Source organism: Sphaerisporangium sp. NPDC049003 (assembly GCF_043197795.1).
GTDB lineage: Bacteria > Actinomycetota > Actinomycetes > Streptosporangiales > Streptosporangiaceae > Sphaerisporangium.
Genome location: NZ_JBICTU010000038.1, coordinates 35,438 through 56,549, shown reverse-complemented (window position 1 = coordinate 56,549; position 21,112 = coordinate 35,438). Strand labels below are relative to the sequence as shown.

Genomic DNA, 21,112 nt, shown 5'->3' with positions numbered 1-21,112 from the left:
GCCACCACGTCTACAGCCACCGACGCACCCTCAATCTGTTCAAGATGGAAGTGAGGGAATCAAGCTGACCAAATCACAAACTCGCCGGGGCCCTGAACCATCACCCGGGGGCTTCATTCGGTGATCGCGGTGTCGTGCGATCAGTTTCTCGAACAACTTCATCGTTGCGGCTGCGATCACGCCGTCTGCCGTGGATTGGGCGATGAAAAGCGTAACTTCGTGAAAGAGGCCGCTATCGGCTCCCCAGCTACCTCTACCTGCACGTTCTTCGATGATATGATTTACGTGATCACCCTGAAGATAGGTGCTCTCAACCTCATCTCGGATATATCGCGCTTCGCTTCGAGGGAGCGCTACGGTCAAGAGCCACACTCGGGAAGGTGATGAGACGAGCCATTCCTTCTCCGCAACACACACGGTGACTCCTACGCAATCGTTCACTGTCGCTTTCGATGGTCCCAGCACAGTTACCTCCAGACGTTTGCGACTCGGCGCTACCGCAGGTTCAAATCCTGTCGTCCCGACTAGGTTTTTCCTGATCACGCAAGGGGTTTCGGAGATGCTTCGCAGCCTCCTTTTCTGACCTCGGGAGCCATCAAGTGCGCCGGCCCTGCTTATTCATGACCCTTACCCGCGTTGCGCACCCTTGGTACTTCGGCTGGCTCCCCGAGCACCGCAAGAGAGAGAGAAGGGGTTGCACAGCGCAGCCTAGATGCCATGCGCGGTCCGCAGGTCCAAGATCCTGGACCGAGATCATCCAGGTGGTTAGTCGGTCGGCGCGCTCCCCGCCCGCACGGACTGACTAAAACGGGCAAAGCCCCCAGGAAGCCACCGCAAACACGAGTGTTACGTAACTGTGACTGATCATTTCTAGGGGGGCATAATCCGGATTATCGTCCTCTCTGAGCAGCACATCTATACGCGGACCTACGCTCTTGACCTGCATGATTGAGTCGAGGGTGTACGTACACCACGGGCTAAGTGCCTGTACAATTAGCGGCCTTTTTTCGACGCATTGATCGTCAATGAACGCATCGTATTCCGCGTAGAGTGCGATCTGCACCGCCCCGCCTGAGGTCTAACAACTCTGCCAGGAGCATCCTCAGACGTGGGCGGCTTCGAAACCCCTACGTGAGAGGAATCGCATGTGAGCAGCCTACCCCCACCTTGGCATCCTGTACTTACTGCTGGCATTCTGGCCACGCTTGCATTAGCTCTTGCCTTGGTCGGCTACACCGCAACGGACATCACTCAGATCATGAGCCAGGTCACAGCGCTCGTCGCTATGTATGTGATCAAGCAGCCACCCAGTCCGTCGGCATAGCTGTACATATAGAGCAGATCATGATGTAGAGCTGAGGGGTGCATGCACGAGGCGCGGCACCCCTCTCAGATGACAGTGCGAGAGCGGCAAGCCTCACAGGGGGACTAGACGGGGACCACGCTCCCCTACATGTGGCCCAAACGAACGGTCGCAGGCTGCAAGGCGCCATGGTGAACACGCTCAGGCAGTGGCCGAGATCTGACTTTCTTCATCCCGGCCAGATTACGTATCGGGCATGGAGCGGCCGCTACTACGCCGGCGCCGTCATGACCGGAATCCTGCCTTACCGTCCTCAGGCACGTCCCTTGGGCGACCTTAAGCTCTGCCTGGCCTCGTCTTCGAACCACAGCGAGGTGTCGGCGCCAGCGAGAACCGGCCCTCAGAGAACGGCCGAAACAACGTCTTGCCCCATGGAGAGCCTGCATAGATGTCACATGGTCAATGGACTTGCAGCATCCAACGGCCATGTGAGATCCTGATCGGCTGCCCAGTCGGGAAAGGATCTTCATGAAGCCTGAAGCGTCGCAATTTATTCAGATAATCACTCAAATTGCGAACTCGACTATATCCGCTCTTCCTCATCCCATAGGTGAAGAATCATACACCGACGCGGTTTCTGATGCAGTGTATCGCTGCATCAATAACACTGAGAGCCTTACTCCAGAGCAACATGCACGGAGCCTGGAACTGGCGAAGCAAGGTAGGGAACGTCGGAAGCGGCAGGCCAGAAGAGCCGAAGGCAAAATACGGAAGCACTTCAGCGCAGCATTCGATGCCTGGGAATTAGCCCTGGCGTCATCCGAGCTGGTAAATCAACTGCTTATCCAAGTACTGGTGCGTCAAATGCGATCGAGCGATCCGCAGGCAGAAAGCAGACTGTTCGACTTGGGTGAGGAGCTAGGAGGAGCCGCCCTTAAGACATTGGTCTTGGCGGGAATGCAAGCACGAATGACAACGTACTCTAGCGAGATACTGGTCTTACTACGCGGCGGCTACCACAATGGCGCACATGCGCGCTTAAGAACCCTTTACGAAATGGCAGTTAAGTCGTTCTTTATTTGTAACAACGAACCCCTGTTGGATGGCTACGAGCTTGCAGAGAGATATTACGTCTCTGCTCGGCTAGAAGCACTTGATCCTCTGCAGCTAGACTCCTATGACATGAAAGTCCTCGAAGAAGCCCGCAAGCGATGGGGAGACTCATTTTTTGGCGGCGATAACAACTGGGCCGAGCCCGGTCTTGGTATTCCACGTAGAAGACGCATCACCTTCCGAGACATCGAAGATGCCATTGAGGGCAGTCAACTTCGATATATATACCGAGCGTCCAATGCTGCCGTTCATGCTGGCTCGATGCAGGTTGTTACCGCCATGAACATGGAGCATGGGCCCATTTTCGGGATGCGCGGATCGGTGAACACACAGGAGGTCGCATACATAGGTGCGACATGTATCGAGATGCTTAAGATGGGTACAACGGAGATTTTGAAGCGAGTCGCGAGGAGCGCGAGTGAATGGGATATTTTACTGGAATCCGCCGCCTTCACGTGGCACACAACTATGGCACGGGATCATTTTGCCAGCAGACCAGAGATAACGACCCTTAGTTGGGATGAAATGGCGGATGGTTGAGATCACCAGCACTCGTCATAAGGATTAGCTCGCGGACTTACTCGGCAGGCTGTCATGGTAATCCAGCTTGCATGCCCAATGGCTGAAGGCGGATGTCATGAGCCGAACGTTGTCCCGGAGCTCCGACACTCCGGGACAATGGTATGTCAGCTCAAACCAAAGAGGATCTTGATGGGACCGATCGCGAAGTAGATCACGAAGAGGGCCGTTACTACCCACAGCAGAGGGTGAACCTCGCGTGCCTTGCCCTTCACCAGCTTGATCAAGACGTACGTGATGAACCCACTACCTATTCCGGTAGAGATTGAGTAGGTGAAGGGCATCAGGACGATTGTGAGAAAGGCGGGGATGGCGATCTCGTAGTCGTTGAAGTCGATCTCCCTGATGGCGGTCATCATCAGGAAGCCGACCACGACCAGGGCGGGCGCCGCGGCCTCGTAGGGGACGATGTCGACCAGCGGCGACAGGAAGACCGCCAGCAGGAAGAGGATTCCGGTGACCACGCTGGCGAAGCCCGTACGGGCGCCCTCGCCGACGCCGGCCGCCGACTCGATGTAGGTGGTGTTCGACGAGGTCGAGGCCGCGCCGCCGGCCACCGCCGCGAGGGAGTCGACCAGCAGGATCTCCCGCGTGCGGGGCAGCGTGCCGTCCTCGGCCACCAGACCCGCCTGGCGACCGACGCCCACGATCGTGCCCATCGTGTCGAAGAAGTCCGTGATGAGCAGGGTGAACACCAGCAGCACGGCCAGCACCACGCTGACCTTGCTGAACGAGCCGAACAGGCTGAACTGGCCGATCAGGCTGCGGTCGGGCCAGCCGACGATCTTTTCAGGGAACACCGGGACGACGAGGCTCCAGCCCAGCGGGTTCTTGCCCCCGTTGGACGGGCCGACCTTGGCGACCGCCTCGACGATGATCGCCAGGATGGTCGTGCCGACGATGCCGAGGAGGATCGCCCCCTTGACCTTGCGGGCTACCAGCAGCACGGTGAGCAGCAGGCCGATCACGAAGACGAAGATGGGCCAGCTGGTCAGCGCACCACCGATGCCGAGTTCGAGTGGCGTCCCCGCGGCCTTGCGGACGAATCCGGAGTCGACGAAGCCGATCAACGCGATGAACAGGCCGATGCCCACGCTGATCGCGGTCTTCAACTGGCTCGGAATCGCGTGGAACACGGCCGTGCGGAACCCCGTCAGCACGAGGATCGTGATGACGATGCCTTCCAGCACGATCAGGCCCATCGCGTCTTCCCACGACATGCTGGACGCGATGCCGAAGGCCACGAAGGCGTTCAGGCCGAGGCCCGCCGCCAGGGCGAAGGGCACCCTGGCGACGACGCCCATGAGGATCGTCAGGATCCCCGCCGTCAGCGCGGTCGCCGCGGCGATCATGGCGTAGTTGGGGACGCTTCCGTCCCCGAGGTACTGGCCGTCCGCGTCCTTGACGCCGCCCATGATCAGCGGGTTCAGGACGACGATGTACGCCATCGTGAAGAAGGTGGCCAGTCCGCCACGGATTTCACGGTTGAGCGTCGACTGGCGCTCGGAGATGTGGAAAAAGCGGTCGAGCCAGCCGAGAAGACCCGTCGGCTGGGACACGGGGGCAGTTATCTCGCTCACGCGGGCAGAGTGACAGGCGACATTACAGTCGGGAAGTCCCCTGAGGCGCTCGTGGTCCGAATGAGACCAACTTGTGTACGGTTCGGATCCTGCGGCGGGTTATCCGACCCGGGCAGCAATGTCAGGACCGTTCTCGCCTAGGCTGGAGTGCGTGAACGAGTCGCGCCCCCCGGATCCCGCCCCGTTGGAGACCAACGACACCGCGACCATTCTCGCGGGCACGGGCCTGTGGGTGGTCGCGCTGATCGTGCTCCTGATCATGAACCCCTCGCCCGACCACCGCTGGTGGATCTGGACCTGCGTGGCCGGCATCGGGTTCGGGCTCTTCGGCTGCTGGTTCGTACGGCGGCGTGACCGGCGCGGCGACGGCCCATCGGGCACCGGCGACCAGAAGGACGAGCCGGTCCCGGGCCGCGTGAACGGCCGCGCCTCGTCGTGAATGACCGCTCCACGCCGTGAACGCCCCGCGGCACAGACGGCCCCGTGCCGCGGGTCAGTGATCAGCCGTCAGCTGTCGAGGTCGGCCTCGGCCAGGAGCAGGGGTACGGCTTCCGGGTCGCGCAGCAGGGCGGCGACCGCGAGCCGGTCTCCCCACTGGCCGCTCGCCCAGGCGAGGCCCCTGGCCAGCCCTTCCACCCCACTGGCGTGGACGGCTCCCTCGAAGAAGCGCCACGGCACCTTGACGCCGTCGACCTCCAGATCGGCGTGCTCGACGTAGCTCGCCGGAGCCGAAGGCAGCAGTGAGCGCACCTGGGCGGGCACCTGCCGCTCCTGCCCGGACGAGGTGACGTCCCCGGTGACCTCCTCGCCGATGACCGGCAGGTCGAGGAGCTCCGACAGCGCCTCCGCGAGGTCGAAGGGCGCGAGCACGAGCGGGCGCGAGGCGACCAGAGGCAGCAGGTCGGGCGCCTCGACCACGACCGGCCCGCCCGTGGCGACCAGGCCCTCGGCCAGGGCGTGGCCGTTGCCGCCGATGGGGTGGCCGTCGTCGGCGTCCGCGACGACGATCTCGCCGTTCAGCACCGCCCGTACGGCCGTGGGGGGCGCGACGCGCGAGGGCTCGACGGCGGCCAGCGCGATCCACAGCGCCCGTAGCTGGGCCCGGTCGACCTCCAGCGAGGGGTCGGCCAGCAGTTCGAGCAGCTCATCGGGCCCGCCGTGCGAGGCGAGCAGGTCGGCGAGCGTCGTGCGCACGCCGATCATCGCGAGCGCCGTCTCGTCCACGCCCTGCGGCGCGTCGCCGTAGAGGCCGTACAGCAGGGGGTCGCCCGTGGCCAGGCGCAGGGCCGTCGGGCGCCTGCCGTCGAGCACGGGGTGGTGCGACAGCCACCAGGAGGTGTACGACGGAGCCTCGGCGATCTCGCCGTTGACCAGCGCGCGGAGCGGCTGGAGCGCGGCGCGCAGCGGCGGCCGGGACAGCAGCGCCAGCGCGTGCGGCCAGTCGGCGACGTACTCCAGGTCGCGGATCGCGGTGAACTCCCGCGCCACCGGAGGCACGTCGGCCTCGGGCAGCACGTCGAGCACGGCTTCGAGCCACTCGTCCTCGGCGTCGAGGTCGTGGTCGCACTCGTCGGGGTCGAGCAGCACGTCGGAGTCGTTGACCACGGCGAAGCCGTCGAGCACGCCCGCGGCCGACAGGACGCGCGAGCCGTACCGCTCGACCAGGTCGGGGGCGGCGACGCCGAACGGCACGTCCTGGTCGATCAGCTTGGCCAGCGAGCCCTCCCCCAGCAGCAGCTCGCCCGCGGGGTACAGCTCGCCGTCGGCTCCGCGCAGCGCCAGCGCCGACAGCCACGGAGCCTCCCCCGCCGTCAGCCCCGCCGCGTCGACCAGCGCCAGGACGGCCTGCGCCACCGGCTCAGGGTCGGCGCTGTCGAGCGACTCGGACACCGTCGCGCGCGTGAGCGGGTCCTCAAGGACGCTCCTCGGGCTGGCCTCCGCCGCGCCCAGCCGGAGCAGGAGCGGGTGGGCGGCCTCCGGGTGCACGACGCGCAGCCCGAGCGGACCGAGCAGCGCCGGATCGAGGGACGAGCCGTCCGTGAGCAGCAGCGTGCCGCGCGGGCCCCGTACGAGACGGCCGTCGGCCAGCGGGACCGGCACGGCGCCGAGTGCCTCGCGGTCGTCACCGGGCACCACGTCGTACAGCGCGTGCCACCAGGCGGCGGACCTGTCGTCGACGGCGTCGCCCGAGAGCATGTCGACGACGTCGGACAGCTCCACCCGCGTGACCCCGAGGGTGGTGAGGGCGGGATGCCTCGACGCCCACCCGGCCGGCAGCAGGCCGGGCACCACGTCGGCGATCATGGCGAGGAACTCGGCCGGGCCCGCCACTACGGAGGCCTCACGTCCGGAGACGACGAACGATCCCCCGGCGTCCGCGTCACGGGAGCCGTCGGGAACGTCGGCGGGCGGGGAGATCGCGGGCAGCAGAGGCGTGTCGGGAAGGCGGCGCAGGATCGCCCGCCGGATGGCCGCGTCCAGCTCGCCCTTGCCCATCAGGCCCGGTACCAGGTCGAGCAGGCGGGGAGTCTTCGGCAGCGACTTCAGAAGATCGAGGTAGGTGTCGGCGGCCCGCTCGATCAGGAAGTCGGCCAGCGGCCCCGAGGCCACGTGCCGCCGGTCGGTCGCCAGAGGGAAGCTCGCGATGAGCAGGGCGGGCAGGTCGAGCGGCTCGTCGCTCGGCGTCGGCGCGTGCACGACGGGGGCGACGTCCTTGGGCAGTCGTCCGTGGTCGGCGGGCACGGCCCAGCGGACCAGCCAGTATGGCCGGTTGCGCTCCTCGGTGGGCCGGTCGGCGAACAGCTCGGCCACCTGCTCGGCCGTGAAGGTCCCGGACTCCTCCCTCACCTGCCAGTCGCCGGCCATGACCGTGCGGATCTCGCCGTCGATCTCGATCTCGATCGTGGTTAGCGCGGGCATGGCCAGGGGCAGCGCCGGGCCCGTCTCGTCGAGCATCTGCCGTACGGCCTGCTCGACGGCCTTGTCACGCAGCGGCAGGCGCACGACGGTGTCGAAGCCGCCGGGCACCTCGACCGGCCCGGCCTCGAAAGGCAGGCGCAGCAGCGGCACATGCCCGCCACGGGTGGCGAGCTCCGCGGCCAGCGCGGGCTCCGCGGCGACGAGCGCGGCGGTCTCCGACCGCGACCAGCGGACGGCCCCGGTCGCGCGCGAGGCGATCAGCGGCTCGTCGCAGACGGAGACCACGGCCGCGAAGCCCACGCCGAACCGGCCGATCGAGCCGACCTCGTCGCGCTTGCCCGACACGCGGAGCGTGGCGAGCCCCTCGACGCCGGTCGCGTCCAACGGGGCGCCGGTGTTGGCGGCGCTCAGGACGCCGTTCTCCAAGGTGAGCCGGAGCCGTCCGGGGACGCCGGTACGTAGGGCCGCGTCGGCGGCGTTCTGCGCCAGCTCGACGATCAGCCGATCGCGGTACCCGCCGAGGGCGAAGTCCTCCTCGGCGTTGGCGTCCTCACGGAACCGCGCGGGCGAGGCCGTCCAGGCGGCGAGGACGGTGCCGCGCATGCGTTCGGTGCCAAAGATGTCAGTCACCAGTCATGTCCCAAGGGTGGAGGAGGTGGGCCGGGCTTTCCATACCAAAGGTTCGCAAAGCTTCTGCGCCCGGAAAGCATCTCCGGTCCCCGAGCCCCACGGGAGCCTTCGGCCGTAAAACTCGGAGAGAACTGGACTCAGGAATGGCCGAACGGCTCGGAGACCTCGTCGTCGACGGACCCGACGGCCGGGGTGCCCTCTTCCATCAGGTCGTAGCCGAGGTCGTCGAGGATGGGCGTCGCCTGCTCGACGCCGGCCGGCGTCACCACGGCCGCCTCAGAGTGGGCGCCGCAGCCGTGGTCGGCGGCCACGACCTTGCCGTCGTCGGGGGCGTACTCGTTGGCGCAGACGCCGAAGCCGAGGCGGAGGGCGCCGGCGAGCGGCCAGTAGAAACCGCAGGTGGAGCACTGCGCGGGGGCGGCGTGGGCGAGCGGGGTGTGGGGGCCGGAGTCGCCCGCGTGCCAGCGGTGGACGGCCCGGTCGCGCCCGATCGCCGAGAGGACCCGCGCCCGGCCGAGGCCGTACTCGAAGATCATCTGACGGTCGGAGTCGTCGTCGGTCTCGGTGAACCCGGGGGCCAGGCGGTCGTCGTCGTCGGAGGTCGGCAGCAGGTCGCCGACGCCGAGGTCGCCGGGGAGCAGGCGCTCGCTCCACGGCACCCACGCCGGGGGAAGGAGCGCGCCGCCGCCCGGCAGCAGCACGGTCTCGCTCACGGTGACGTTGCGGGCCCGGGAGGCGCGGGTCACGGTGATGGCCCAGCGCCACCCTCGGTAGGCGCGGTCGAGACAGGCGAAGTAGTGCGTGACGACCCGCTCGGCCTCGCTCTCGAAGCCGAGATGCTCGCCCACCTCGCCGGGTCGGGCGATCTCCTCGGCGGCGGCCCGGGCCGGCTCCACAGCGGCGGCGCAGGCCTGGTCGACGGCAAAGGTGCGGGAACGAGTGCGGCTCACACGTCAATTCTCACCCATGCTACGAGCGGACATCACTCGTATGGGTCGGGTAAGACTGTAAACCAAAGCCCCGCACGGGATTCTGGAGATCCATCACCAAGAACGAACATGATCGAGGGCATCGAGGGAGGAAGCGTGGGACGCCTGGCCACCGGTTCCGGTGACCCGCCCGCGCGCGCGTGATGGCGGGCGCCTGGGACAGAGCCCGGCATTCGCTGTCGCGTGCCGGCAAGGCCGCCGCCGCCGCGAGCCGCGGCACGGTCCGCGTCGGCCGTACGGCCGCGAAGAGGACGGCCGGCGCCGGGCGCACGGCCGCGAGGGGGACGGTACGCGCGGGCCGGGGCATCGGCCACGCCAGCCGCAAACTCACCCACGCGCAGGGCGCCGACCGCACCGGTCTCGGCCGCCTCATCGAGCTGACGGCCGCCCACGGCGCCGGGGACGCGCTCATCACCGTCAGCCTGGCGGGCACCCTGCTCTTCGGCCTGCCGGTGGACCAGGCGCGCGGCCAGGTGGCCCTCTACCTGCTGATCACGATGGTGCCCTTCACCGTCGTGGCCCCCTTCGTCGGGCCGGTGCTCGACCGGTTCCGGTCGGGACGCCGCTACATCATGGCGGGCACCCTGTTCGCTCGGGGGCTGCTCTGCTGGGCCATGGCGGCGGCGATCGGCCCGGCCGACGGGCTCACGCTCTTCCCGGCCGCCCTGGCCGTGCTCGTGCTGTCGAAGGCGTACAACGTCTCGCGGGCGGCGACCATGCCGAGCGTCCTGCCCGCCGACATCACGCTGGTGACCGCGAACGCCCGGGTGGCACTCTTTTCGCTGGTGTCCGCAGGGCTGGCCGCCCCGGTCGCCGTCGGCCTGACCGCGTGGCTGGGGGCCGACTGGGTGCTGCGCGGCACCATGGTGATCTTCCTGTCGGCGGGCGTGGTCGCCGTACGGCTGCCGCGCCACGTCGACGCGCCCGACCTGGACTTCGACGACGACGGGGAAGCGGACGATGCGAGGCCTCGCTGGCGCACCCTTCTGAACGTGGGCCCGGTGGTCGCCGAGGCCATGCGGGCGAACGCCGCGATCCGGCTGCTGTCGGGGTTCCTGGTGTTCTTCCTGCTCTTCCTCGTGCAGGACGGGCACCTTCGCGGCAGCGGCATCCCCGAGCAGATCGTGATCGCGATCCTCGCGGGCGGCGCCGGAGCGGGCGGCCTGATCGGAGCGGTGGTCGCCTCGTGGGTACGGGGCCACTCCCCGCAGGTCATCGTGCTGGTCTCGCTGGCGCTCGCCACGGCGACCGCGACGGTCAGCGCGTTCTTCTTCTCGCTGTGGACGGCCGTCGTGGTCGCCCTGGTCGCGGGGTTCGCGCAGGAGGTCGGCAAGCTGGCGCTGGACGCGATCGTCCAGCGGGAGATCGGCGAGGAGGTGCGCTCCTCGACCTTCGGCGTGGTGGAGGCGCTGCTGCAAATCGCCTGGGTGGGCGGTGGCCTCGCCGGACTGCTGCTGTCCCTGCTGAACGGCCGCTCCGCGGGGCCGATCGGGCTGGCCGTGGTCGCGGTGGGGCTCGTCGCCGCGCTGGCCTGGCTTCTCGTCGCCCGCCACCGCCGGCTGCGCGCCCGCTCCGAACGCATCCGCGCCGCGCGGACCTCGGGACCGTCGGCCAAAGGACCGTCTGCCTCGGGGTTGTCCGCCTCAGGGCCGTCCGCCTCGGGACCCTCCGCCTCGGGATCGCCCGCCTCGGCGCAGCCCGCTTCGTGGTCGTCCGCCGGGCCGTCGGGCACGGCCGCGCCGAAGCCGTTCACCGACGTCCACAGGACGCCCGTACCGCGCGAGGACGGCCCGTACCGCGAGAACTCCCCGCAGCGCGCGGACAGCCCGCACCGCGAGGGCACCACGCCCCGCGAGGACTCCTCGTACACCGAACGCCTCAGGCCCGAGGCCGCGAGGCCCCGGCCGGACTCGACCAAGCCTCTGACCAACCCGCACGGCTGATCCCGGAGCCCGGCTCTCCACCGGCCGGGACAAGCCGTATGGCGGCCCGGCAGGGCTTCGGGGAAGGGGGCTCCGGGAAAGGACCCGGGGAGGGGCGGTCAGGCGTCTATGTCGTCGGCGACGGCTCTCAGCACGGTCGCGATCTTCTTCGCGTGGGCGGCATCCGGGTGCTTGCCCCGCTGGTAGGAGTTGGAGACGTCGTCAAGCAGCTTGATCAGGTCCTCGACGATGACGACCAGCTCGTCGGGCTTCTTGCGCTTGCCCTTCGGCTTCACCGTCTTGGCGAGCGTCGGCGGCTGCTCCAGCACGTGCACAGAAAGCGCCTGCTGGCCACGGCGGCCTTCGGCCACACCGAACTCGACCTTCTGACCTGGCTTGAGCGCCTCCACGCCCTTGGGAAGCGCTGAGGAGTGCACGAAGACCTCACCGCCGTCGTCGCGGGTGAGGAAACCGAAGCCCTTGTCAGCGTCGTACCACTTGACCTTGCCAGTAGGCACAGGGGTGACCTCGTTCAGACTGTCATGAATGGTAATGGATAGAGGTTATGCCCACCCGGGGCATCACATGACCGTCGAAACGGCCCGATTTCCTAGACGCGCCAAGCTTCGTACCACCCTGCGAACCCCGTCAGATCCGGCAGGACGAAGTCGGCTCCGTGATCGCGCAGAGCCTCCTCGGTGTACGGACCGGTCGCCACGGTGACGCTCACCGCGCGCCCGGCCCTCGCGGCCTCGATATCGCCCACGTGATCTCCAACGTAGACGGCCGCCCCGAAGTTCGCGATGGCGGCGCCCTTCGCCGCCCCGAACACCGAACCGACGACCTCGTCGACGTCCAGGCCGAGGAACTCGACGGTCTGGCGGGCCGTGTCACCGTGCTTGCCGGTGACGACGATCACCCGCCCGCCGTGGCGGCGCACCTCGGCCACGGCCTCCATCGCTCCGGCCATGAGCGTGGTCATCGGGACGGCGGTGCCGGGATAGAGGGAGCGGTAGAGGGCGGCGGCGCCCGGGATCTCCTCGGGTGGAAGCCAGTAGGTCAGCTCATGCTCCAGAGGCGGGCCGAGCCGGCCGATCACGACGGCACTGTCGATCTCCACGCCGAGGCGGCGCGCCACCTCGTCGTAGACCGCCGCGATCCCCGCCCGGGTGTCCGCGAGCGTCAGATCAAGATCAAAACCTACCGAATACACCCTTGAAGGATGCCAAACCCCGGAGGGTCACGCGTACTCCTGCCGGTTATGGCACCCTTGGCGGCGAGAAAGGGCTTACTTATCGACGCGCGTCCCCGCGCCGGAAAGCGGGCGTTCATGACGAGATCGACGCGCGAACGGATCATCGGCGAGTCCCTGAGACTGTTCGCCGAACGGGGCTATTCGGCCACCTCGGTCGCCGAGATCGAGGCCGCCGCCGGGCTGTCGCCGGGAGCGGGCGGGCTCTACCGGCACTTCAAGTCCAAGTACGAGGTCCTCGCCGCCGCGATGAACGAGCACGCGACCCGCACACGCGCGCAGATCGCCGAGGAACTGGACGAGCTGAACGCCATCGGCGCGTCGGTCCCCGTCGAGGAGCGTCTCGCCCGCCTGTGCAGGGCGGGTCTCGCGAAGGCCCACGAGGAGAGCGAGCTGACCCGGGTCTTCTTCCGCGACCTGAGCCAGTTCCCCGAGCTGGTCGCCACCGTCCGCGAGGGACTGCTCCAACCCATGTTCGACGCGGTCACGACCTGGTTCCGCGCGCAGCCGGAGTACGCCGGAGCCGATCTCGACTGGGCCGCCATCGGCGCGGTGCTGGGCGGAGCGGTGGTCCACTACCAGCTGTTCCAGGAGACCGTCGGGGAGCCTCCCGGCCGGGCCGAGCGCGACAGGTTCGTGGCGTCCTGGGTGCGGTTGTCGACGGGCCTGCTCAGCGCACCGTCCCGAGCGGCTGCCGCCGGGGTGGCGGAGGTGGCGGGTTGAGCAGGCGGTAGGCCAGCCACATCACCCCGCCCACCGCTCCGAGCATGAACATCAGCCCGCTGACGTGCCAGAACGAGTCGACGAACGCCTGAAGCCCCACGGTGGGCTCCTCGGATGACCGCAGGGCGCCGAGCAGCAGGCCTCCGGCCAGATAGGCGGCGACCGGCGCCACCAGCCCGGTCAGGCGGTCCTTGAAGATCCAGCCCTCGCTCGCCAGCACCGTCAGCGCGCCCGCCGCCCACACCAGCACCGGGAACGGGAAGATCGCCACGTACGGCAGGGGGAACGGGATCAGCAGGCCGGCGAGGATGAGCAGGGCCATCCCGATCACCTCGCGGCGGTCGTTGCGCAGGATGGTGCCGATGTCACGCCCGTCGCTGGAAGTGGCGTTCACCCGGCCGCGCAGGCGTGCCGCCAGCGGGGTCCGTACGGCATCGGGAGGGGGGCCGAAGGAACCCCCGCGGGGCGCGGGAACGGCGCCGCGCGGCACCGGCCTCGCGGGCCTTGCGGGCCCTGCGGGCCTTGCGGGCCTGGGCGGCCGTGGCGGCTGGGCCGGGATGACCGCGGTCGCGTCGTCGGCCACGGCGGGGAAGACCTCCGTGGCCGAGTCGCCGAAGTCGTCCGCCGCCTTTGGACGGACGGCGGGCGGGCCCCCGGCCGAGCCGTTCTCAGCCGGACGCGACGCGCGGAAAGCCGGAGAGGACGCGGAAGACGCGGAGGACGGAGAGGACGCTGAGGACGCGGAGCCAGGCGCCGGACGTGACGCGCGGAGGGCCGGAGAGGACGGGGAGCCGGGCGCGGGGGACTCGCGGGAACGGCGCGCGGCCTCCTGCTCGCCTGCGGCCAGCCGCTGGATCTCCCGCTGGAGCAGCACCCCCGGATCGCCGAACCGGGCGATCACCTTGCGGACGGTCGCGAGATCGGCGCTGCCGCGACGCTCCTCCTCGATGCGGGTGCGGAGCCGCCCGACGAAATCGAGGCGCTGGTCGGTGCGCAGCACGCCGTGGGCGGCGTCCGCCACCTTGCTCACGTACTCCAGGACGAGCTGGTCGGCGCGCTCGATCACGCTCGCCATACTGCCCCAGCCCACCGGCCCGCGCGCCCTTTCGGCGAAATGGCTATCCGCCGGCCGGTGACGCTACCCGTTTCCGGTGGAATGACGGAAGTGCCGGTGATCGGGCAACTGGCGTGCGATGGCCCGTGGGCTCCTACGATGGAGGGGACGGTTCCACGGCGTGGGACGCGCATGCGGCGAACGGTGGACAGGGGGTTCGGTGGAGCGTGATGAACACCGAGTTCGCTGAGTGGCTGCGCGGCCTGGCCGACGACCGGCTGCGCGCCCTGGTGGCCGCCCGCCCCGAGCTCATCACCCCCGTTCCCGCGCACCTCGAAGGTCTCGTGATCCGGGCCACCAGCCCCTCGGCGACCGGCAGGGCGCTCGACCGGCTCAACCGCTTCGCCCTCGCGGTGGTCGAGACGCTCCTCGTCACGACCAGCGAGGAGGGGCCGGGGCAGGCTTACAAGGATCTCCGCGACACCGTGGCCAGGTCCGTTTCCCCCGAGGACGCCGCGCGCCTCGACGAGCCGCTGCGCGAGGCGATCGACCTGCTCCAGATGATGGCGCTGGTGTACGGCCCCGAAAGCGGGCTGCGGCTCGCCCCCGGCGTCCGCGACGTGTCCGAGACGCCCGCCGGGCTCGGACCGCCGGCCGCCGAGGCCTTCCGGCACCACCCGTCCGAGCGCGTGGAGGAGCTGATCCGGGCCGTCCGGGGCGGGCGGGCCGTCCAAGGCGGTCGGGCCGTCCGGGGGGAGGCGGTGCCCGAGCGCCTCGCCGCCCTGCTGGCCGGGGAAGGCGTCGTCGAACGCCTGCTGGAGGACGTCGCCCCCCAGGCGCGGGCCGCCCTTGAGGAGCTGGCCTGGGGCCCGCCCACCGGCCGCCTCCCCAACGCCCGGCGCGAGGTGAGCGTGGCCACCGCCCAGTCGCCCATCGAGCAGTTGCTCGCCCGTGGCCTGCTGGCCGCCACGGGCGACGAGAGCGTCGTGCTGCCCCGCGAGGTGGCGCTGGCCCTGCGGGGCGGCCGGGTGCATCGCGACCTGCGTCCCGAAGCGCCGCCGCTCGACGGGGCCGCGCGCGACCAGGCCCTGGCCGACCGTACGGCCGCGGGGCAGGCGTTCACCTTCGTCCGCACGGTCGAGGAGCTTTGCGAGCACTGGAGCGTCGACCCTCCGGGCACCCTGCGCGCCGGCGGGCTGTCGGTGCGCGACTGGAAGAAGGCCGCGCAGCTCCTCGACCTGCCCGAGTGGACCACCGCCCTGGTCGTCGAGGTGGTCCACGCCGCGGGTCTCATCGCGTCGAGCGCGCCCGTGGACGGCGAGTGGCTTCCCACCACGGCCTACGACGGCTGGCGCGTCAAGGCCACCGAGGACCGCTGGGAGGCGCTCGCGGCGGCCTGGCTGACCAGCGACCGCGTGCCCGGCCTCGTCGGCGAGCGGGACGACCGCGACCGCCTGATGAACGTCCTGCATCCCGAGCTGCGTCGTCCGGCCGCGCCCGAGGTCCGCCTGCGGACGCTGCGCGTGCTGGCCTCGGCGGGCCCCGGCCTGGCCCCGTCCGCGGAGTCGGTGCGCGAGCGGCTGGCCTTCGAGCAGCCCCGCCGCCGCGGCACCTACCGCGACCAGTTGGTCGGCTACACGCTGCGCGAGGCCGAGCAGCTCGGCCTCACCGGGCTCGGCGCCATGTCGGTCTTCGGCCGCGGACTGCTCCCCGGGGCGGCCCGCGAGGCGGAGGCCGCCAAGAGCTCCACCAGGGCGAGGGCCCTCGCGCCGGCCACCCCCGCCGAGCTGCTGGCGCCGCTGCTGCCCGAGCCCGTCGACCACGTGGTGCTCCAGGCCGACCTCACCGCCGTCGCCCCCGGCCCGCTGACCAGCGAGCTCGGACGCTGGCTGTCGCTCGCCGCCGACATCGAGTCCAAGGGCGGCGCGACCGTCTACCGGTTCGGCGACGGCTCGATCAGGCGTGCGCTGGACGCCGGATCCAGCGCCGACGAGCTGGTCGCCATGCTGGAGAAGCACTCGACCACCTCGGTCCCCCAGCCGCTGCGTTACCTGGTGACCGACGTGGCCCGCAGGCACGGCCGCCTCCGGGTGGGCACCGCCAGCGCCTACGTGCGCTGCGACGACCCTTCCGTGCTCGACGAGGTCATGGCCGACAAGCGGGCGGTCCCGCTACGCCTGCGGCGGCTCGCGCCCACCGTCGTGGCCTCACGGAGCTCCCGCGCGCTGGTGGTCGACTCGCTGCGCGCCATCGGCTACTCCCCCGTGGCCGAGTCGTCCGATGGCGACGTCGTGGTGACCCGGGCCGACGCGCGGCGTACCGAACGGCCTCCCACCGTACGGCCGGCGATCAGCTCGTCCGGTCCGGACGCCGATCTGGTGGCGGCGGCCGTACGGGCCATCAGGGCCGGGGACGAGGCCCACCTGGCGCGCCGTCATCCGGTCGCGGCGCCCGACGGGCAGGTGCCGCGCTCGCCCTCGACGAGCACGATCGTGGCGCTGCAGGACGCCATCCGGCAGGGGTCTCGCGTCTGGATCGGCTACCTCGACTCGCAGGGCCACGCCACCAGCCGCATCCTTGAGCCCGCCCGCATGGAGGGCGGCTATCTCACCGCCTACGACGAGACCCGCGCCGCTATACACCGCTTCGCGCTCCACCGCATCACCGGCGTCGCGGACGTCAACTGACCGGACTCCCGCCACCATAAGGGTTGACGGCCCTCATATGCCGCATCAGGTTGGCGTGCGAGGGCGTGAATCCCTGTGGGAGAAGGTGAGCATGATGGGCACGGAGCGGACGCTTGGCCGGTTGGCGGAGGAGTCGTGGAACAAGCTCGGAGACTTCGACGCGCTCCACTTCGAGGGGTCCTGGCACCGCGGCCACGATCTGGCGCAGCGCACGAGGCATGTCACCGGCGGGCTGAAGGCGCTCGGCGTGGAGCCTGGTGACCGCGTCGTCGTGATGATGGTGAACTGCCCCGAGGTCCAGATCGCCTACCAGGCGTTGTGGGCGGCGGGCGCGGTGGTGACCCCCGTCCTGTTCCTGGTCGCGGCCGAGGAGCTGCGGCACATCATCACCGACAGCGAGCCGCGCGCCCTCATCGTCTCCGCCGAGTTACTCCCCGCCGCGCTGACGGCGACGGACGGCCTCGACGTCGCGGTGGTCGTGGCCGGCGAGATCCCCGAAGGCGCCCCGCAGGGTGGGACACAGCGCGTCAGCGGCTTCGCGGAGCTGGAGGAGGCGCCCGAGGCGGGGGCCGCGGGCCGGGACGAGGACGACCTCGCCGCCCTGATGTACACCGGCGGCACGACGGGCCGCGCCAAGGGCGTCATGCTCAGCCACGGGGGCCTGTGGCACGTCTCCAAGGCCGCGCACGACCTCACCCACCGTCCCGGTGTCGACCGGGCCATCGTCCCGGTGCCGCTCTCGCACTCGTACGGCCTGATCATCACGATCGCCGCGATGCACGCTCCCGAGCCCCCGCACACGGTGCTCATGCGGTGGTTCGACCCGAAGGCGTTCCTGCGGCTCGCCGCCGGGCACCGCGTGCAGTACGGCGCGGTGGTGCCGACCATGCTCCAGGAGCTGCTGACGGAGCCGCTTGAGGCCACCCCGCTACCCGACCTGCAGTATCTGACGTGCGGCGCGGCGCCGCTTGGGCGCGAGGTGCTCACCGGCTTCGAGCGGCGGGTGCCCGGCGTGCGGATCATCGAGGGGTACGGCCTGACGGAGACGAGCGCGGTGACCACGTTCAACCCGCTGGACCGCAGGAAGACCGGGAGCGCCGGGCTGCCCCTGCCCGGATACACGATCACGATCAGGGACGAGGACGGCGAGCCGGTGGAGCCCGGGGACATCGGCGAGATCTGCGTCCGGGGAGACGCGATCATGCGGGGCTACTGGCGGTCTCCTGACGAGAGCGGGCACGCCCTGTTGGACGGCGAGCTGCGCACCGGAGACATCGGGTGCACCGACGACGACGGCTACCTCTACGTCGTCGACCGCAAGAAGGACCTCATCATCAGGGGCGGCTTCAACGTCTTCCCGCGCGACGTCGAGGACGCGCTGAACAGGCACCCCGACGTCGCGATGTCGGGGGTGGTGGGCCGTCCCGACCCGAGGCTCGGCGAGGAGGTCGTCGCCTTCGTCCAGCTGAACCCGGGGGGCGCGGCCACGGCCGAGAGCCTGATGGAGTGGGCCAGGGAACGGGTCGGCCGGGTGAGGTATCCCCGCGAGCTGCACTTCGTGGACACGATCCCGCTGACCAGCGTGATGAAGCTCGACAGGAAGGTGCTGCGGTCCCAGTTCGACCGATAAGCGGCGCGGCGGCCGTCCGCGACGTGGTAAGTGTTGATCCGCCTGGAAAGCCACAGAAGTGAGACGATCGTGAGCAGCGGCCCTCCCGAGTCCTCCGGCCACAATCCCAAGGACTGGCAAAGTCCCTACGGATCGCAAGGAGGGCACGACGCCTACGGCGCCCAGCCGGCGCACGGCGATGCCTACGCCGGCCCCGCCCGCAATACGCCGTACGGCGACCAGCCGCCCCGTGACCAGCCGTACGGGCAGCCTGGATACGACCAATACGGTTCACCCTACGACGCACCGGCCCAGCCCTCCTACGACCAGCAGCCCTACGACGCGCCCGCCCAGCCTCCATACGACCAGCCGGCATACGACCAGCCGGGCTACGACCAGGGGTACGGCCAACCGGCCTATGGCCAGCCCGGGTACGACCAGCAGGCCTACGGGCAACCCGCCTACGGCCAGCCCGGGTACGACCAACCTGGTTACGGCCAGCCGGGATACGGGCCGCCCGCATACGGCCAGCCTGGATACGGTCAGCCCGGCTACGGTCAGGCGGGGTACGGGCAGCCCGGTTACGGGTACCCGCCGAGGCCCGCGAGCGACGGCCCGCGCAGCCACGCGATCGTCGCCCTCGTCGTCAGCCTCGTGCTGGTGCTGAGCTGCTACGTCTCGCTGGGCGGCATCGCCGGGGCCGTCATCGCCGGCATCGCGCTCAGCAAAGTGGAGTCCGATCCCGCCCGTGCCAGAGGCATGCTCAAATGGACCTGGATCAGCATCGGGATCAACATCGGCCTGCTCGTCCTCGGGATCGTGGCCGTCGTCGTCCTCAGCGCCGCCTCGTAAAGGAGCAGGTCGCGGCGGCAAGCCGCGGGAAAACGGGACTGATCCGGCTCGTTCTCTTGTTGGATAAGCGGACGGGACCGCCAGCACGGTGGCCGTATGCGAACGGGAGAAGAGATCGTGTCTGATGGCCCGCTGATCGTTCAGTCGGACAAGACGCTGCTGCTGGAGGTGGAGCACGCCAGGGCCGACGACTGCCGCAAGGCGATCGCGCCCTTCGCCGAGCTGGAGCGCGCTCCCGAGCACGTCCACACCTACCGGGTGACCCCACTCGCGCTGTGGAACGCCAGGGCCGCCGGGCACGACGCCGAGCAGGTCATCGACGCGCTGATCAGCTTCAGCCGCTATCCCGTGCCCCACGCGCTGCTCGTGGACATCGCCGAGACGATGTCCAGGTACGGCAGGCTCAGGCTGCAGAAGAGCGAGCACCACGGGCTGACGCTGACCAGCACGGACAAGGCCGTCCTTGAGGAGGTGCTCAGGGCCAGGAAGATCCAGCCGATGCTGGGCGAGCGCATCGGCGACGACACGGTGGCCGTACACCCGAGCGAGCGCGGCAACATCAAGCAGGCTCTGCTGAAGCTCGGCTGGCCCGCCGAGGACCTCGCGGGGTACGTCGACGGCGAGCACCACCCGATCACGCTGGCCGAGGACACCTGGAAGCTGCGGCCCTACCAGCGCGAGGCGGCCGACTCGTTCTGGCACGGCGGGTCAGGTGTGGTGGTGCTGCCCTGCGGCGCCGGCAAGACGATCGTGGGCGCGGCGGCGATGGCGCACGCGAAGGCGACGACGCTCATCCTGGTCACCAACACGGTCTCCGCCCACCAGTGGAAGCAGGAGTTGCTGAAGCGCACCTCCCTCACCGAGGACGAGATCGGCGAGTACACCGGCACCAAGAAGGAGATCCGCCCGGTCACGATCGCCACCTACCAGGTGATGACGACCCGGCGGCAGGGCGTCTACCGGCACCTGGAGCTCTTCGACGCCCGCGACTGGGGGCTCGTGATCTACGACGAGGTCCACCTGCTGCCCGCGCCGATCTTCCGCATGACCGCCGACCTCCAGGCCAGGCGGCGGGTCGGGCTCACCGCGACGCTCGTACGCGAGGACGGCCGCGAGGGCGACGTCTTCTCCCTCATCGGCCCGAAACGGTACGACGCGCCGTGGAAGGAAATGGAGAACCAGGGCTGGATCGCGCCCGCCGACTGCGTCGAGGTCCGGGTCACCCTCACCGACCAGGAGCGGCTCGCGTACGCGATGGCCGAGTCTGAGGAGCGCTACCGCTTCTGCGCGACGACCCCCTCCAAGACCCGGGTGACCGAGACGCTGGTCAGGCGGCACGCGGGCGAGCAGGTGCTGGTCATCGGGCAGTACATCGACCAGCTCGACGAGCTGGCCGAGCACCTCAACGCGCCCGTCATCAAGGGCGAGACGCGGATCAAGGAGCGCGAGCGGCTGTTCCAGGCCTTCCGCGACAAGGAGATCCAGGTGCTGGTGGTCTCCAAGGTGGCGAACTTCTCCATCGACCTGCCGGAGGCCTCAGTGGCGATCCAGGTGTCGGGGACCTTCGGCTCGCGGCAGGAAGAGGCGCAGAGGCTCGGGCGGGTGCTCCGCCCGAAGGCGGACGGCGGCGGAGCGCGATTCTATTCGGTCGTCAGCAGAGACACGATCGACCAGGATTTCGCGGCGCACCGGCAACGTTTTCTCGCCGAACAGGGTTATGCGTACCAAATCATCGACGCGGACGACGTGCTCGCCAGCGAGTGACTCGTTTCGCTGAGCGGCACGCCGCCGGTCCCCCCAAACCTGTCCCAGGAAAAGCTTCGCCCAGGGGACAGGCATTCAGGTCCACGAAATACCGTCGGTCCTGTACAACCGCATCACCCCCTCGCCTATTGGCTCC

At 69.3% G+C, this 21,112-nt stretch carries 14 protein-coding genes; 8 read left to right on the top strand and 6 right to left on the bottom strand.

Annotation, left to right across the window (positions count from 1 at the left end; translation table 11 throughout):
- Positions 1 to 1,831 precede the first annotated feature (1,831 nt).
- Complete coding sequence (locus ACGFIV_RS31955) at positions 1,832 to 2,956, top strand: DUF5677 domain-containing protein (protein ID WP_392838562.1); 1,125 nt, start codon at positions 1,832 to 1,834, stop codon at positions 2,954 to 2,956.
- Between the two features lie 146 nt (positions 2,957 to 3,102).
- Here ACGFIV_RS31955 and ACGFIV_RS31950 read toward each other — a convergent pair whose 3' ends face one another.
- Complete coding sequence (locus tag ACGFIV_RS31950) at positions 3,103 to 4,443, bottom strand: NCS2 family permease (RefSeq protein WP_392838567.1); 1,341 nt, start codon at positions 4,441 to 4,443, stop codon at positions 3,103 to 3,105.
- 283 nt (positions 4,444 to 4,726) lie between these two features.
- Here ACGFIV_RS31950 and ACGFIV_RS31945 point away from each other — a divergent pair, with 283 nt between their 5' ends.
- The gene (locus ACGFIV_RS31945; RefSeq protein ID WP_358550768.1) at positions 4,727 to 5,014 is read left to right on the top strand and encodes a DUF2530 domain-containing protein; all 288 of its coding nucleotides are present in this window, start codon (positions 4,727 to 4,729) and stop codon (positions 5,012 to 5,014) included.
- A gap of 68 nt (positions 5,015 to 5,082) precedes the next feature.
- Here the strand turns inward: ACGFIV_RS31945 and ACGFIV_RS31940 are convergent, their stop codons facing one another.
- Together ACGFIV_RS31940 and ACGFIV_RS31935 are read right to left on the bottom strand one after the other, a co-directional pair.
- Positions 5,083 to 8,124, bottom strand: coding sequence for a sacsin N-terminal ATP-binding-like domain-containing protein (locus tag ACGFIV_RS31940; protein WP_392838560.1), 3,042 nt, complete (start codon positions 8,122 to 8,124; stop codon positions 5,083 to 5,085).
- A 137-nt stretch (positions 8,125 to 8,261) separates the two neighbouring features.
- Positions 8,262 to 9,074: a DUF3027 domain-containing protein gene (locus tag ACGFIV_RS31935; RefSeq protein WP_358550764.1), complete on the bottom strand. Its 813-nt coding sequence runs from the start codon at positions 9,072 to 9,074 to the stop codon at positions 8,262 to 8,264.
- Positions 9,075 to 9,256: 182 nt separating this feature from the next.
- Between ACGFIV_RS31935 and ACGFIV_RS31930 the strand changes: the two genes are divergently transcribed.
- On the top strand, positions 9,257 to 11,056 hold the full coding sequence (locus tag ACGFIV_RS31930; RefSeq protein WP_392838557.1) for an MFS transporter: 1,800 nt from the start codon (positions 9,257 to 9,259) through the stop codon (positions 11,054 to 11,056).
- 98 nt (positions 11,057 to 11,154) lie between these two features.
- Here the strand turns inward: ACGFIV_RS31930 and ACGFIV_RS31925 are convergent, their stop codons facing one another.
- Entirely contained in the window at positions 11,155 to 11,553 is a 399-nt protein-coding gene (locus ACGFIV_RS31925; RefSeq protein WP_358550760.1) for a cold-shock protein, read from the bottom strand.
- A gap of 92 nt (positions 11,554 to 11,645) precedes the next feature.
- The gene (locus tag ACGFIV_RS31920) at positions 11,646 to 12,248 is read right to left on the bottom strand and encodes an HAD hydrolase-like protein (protein WP_358550758.1); all 603 of its coding nucleotides are present in this window, start codon (positions 12,246 to 12,248) and stop codon (positions 11,646 to 11,648) included.
- A 117-nt stretch (positions 12,249 to 12,365) separates the two neighbouring features.
- Here ACGFIV_RS31920 and ACGFIV_RS31915 point away from each other — a divergent pair, with 117 nt between their 5' ends.
- Positions 12,366 to 13,010 (top strand): helix-turn-helix domain-containing protein, encoded by a 645-nt coding sequence (locus ACGFIV_RS31915; protein WP_358550756.1) that lies wholly within the window; start codon positions 12,366 to 12,368, stop codon positions 13,008 to 13,010.
- Here the strand turns inward: ACGFIV_RS31915 and ACGFIV_RS31910 are convergent.
- Positions 12,958 to 14,076, bottom strand: coding sequence for a hypothetical protein (locus ACGFIV_RS31910; protein ID WP_358550754.1), 1,119 nt, complete (start codon positions 14,074 to 14,076; stop codon positions 12,958 to 12,960). The genes ACGFIV_RS31915 and ACGFIV_RS31910 overlap by 53 nt on opposite strands.
- Before the next feature lie 218 nt (positions 14,077 to 14,294).
- Here ACGFIV_RS31910 and ACGFIV_RS31905 point away from each other — a divergent pair, with 218 nt between their 5' ends.
- The 4 genes from ACGFIV_RS31905 to ACGFIV_RS31890 all read left to right on the top strand — a co-directional run bounded on the left by ACGFIV_RS31905 (position 14,295) and on the right by ACGFIV_RS31890 (position 20,976).
- A complete protein-coding gene (locus ACGFIV_RS31905; RefSeq protein ID WP_358550752.1) occupies positions 14,295 to 16,751 on the top strand; it encodes a helicase C-terminal domain-containing protein in 2,457 nt (818 codons plus the stop codon).
- Positions 16,752 to 16,806: 55 nt separating this feature from the next.
- Positions 16,807 to 18,381, top strand: a complete 1,575-nt coding sequence (locus tag ACGFIV_RS31900) for an AMP-binding protein (RefSeq protein WP_358550750.1) — start codon at positions 16,807 to 16,809, stop codon at positions 18,379 to 18,381.
- A 69-nt stretch (positions 18,382 to 18,450) separates the two neighbouring features.
- Entirely contained in the window at positions 18,451 to 19,212 is a 762-nt protein-coding gene (locus tag ACGFIV_RS31895; protein ID WP_358550748.1) for a hypothetical protein, read from the top strand.
- Positions 19,213 to 19,308: 96 nt separating this feature from the next.
- Positions 19,309 to 20,976 carry a DNA repair helicase XPB gene (locus tag ACGFIV_RS31890; RefSeq protein WP_392838552.1) on the top strand — a complete coding sequence of 556 codons (1,668 nt, stop codon included), beginning with the start codon at positions 19,309 to 19,311 and terminating at the stop codon, positions 20,974 to 20,976.
- Positions 20,977 to 21,112: the final 136 nt, after the last annotated feature.

Coding starts and splice junctions, on each gene's coding strand:
- ACGFIV_RS31955 (WP_392838562.1), top strand. CDS start 1,832: ATGAAGCCTGAAGCGTCGCAATTTATTCAGATAATCACTCAAATTGCG.
- ACGFIV_RS31950 (WP_392838567.1), bottom strand. CDS start 4,443: ATGGCGTACATCGTCGTCCTGAACCCGCTGATCATGGGCGGCGTCAAG.
- ACGFIV_RS31930 (WP_392838557.1), top strand. CDS start 9,257: ATGGCGGGCGCCTGGGACAGAGCCCGGCATTCGCTGTCGCGTGCCGGC.
- ACGFIV_RS31915 (WP_358550756.1), top strand. CDS start 12,366: ATGACGAGATCGACGCGCGAACGGATCATCGGCGAGTCCCTGAGACTG.
- ACGFIV_RS31905 (WP_358550752.1), top strand. CDS start 14,295: ATGAACACCGAGTTCGCTGAGTGGCTGCGCGGCCTGGCCGACGACCGG.
- ACGFIV_RS31890 (WP_392838552.1), top strand. CDS start 19,309: ATGCGAACGGGAGAAGAGATCGTGTCTGATGGCCCGCTGATCGTTCAG.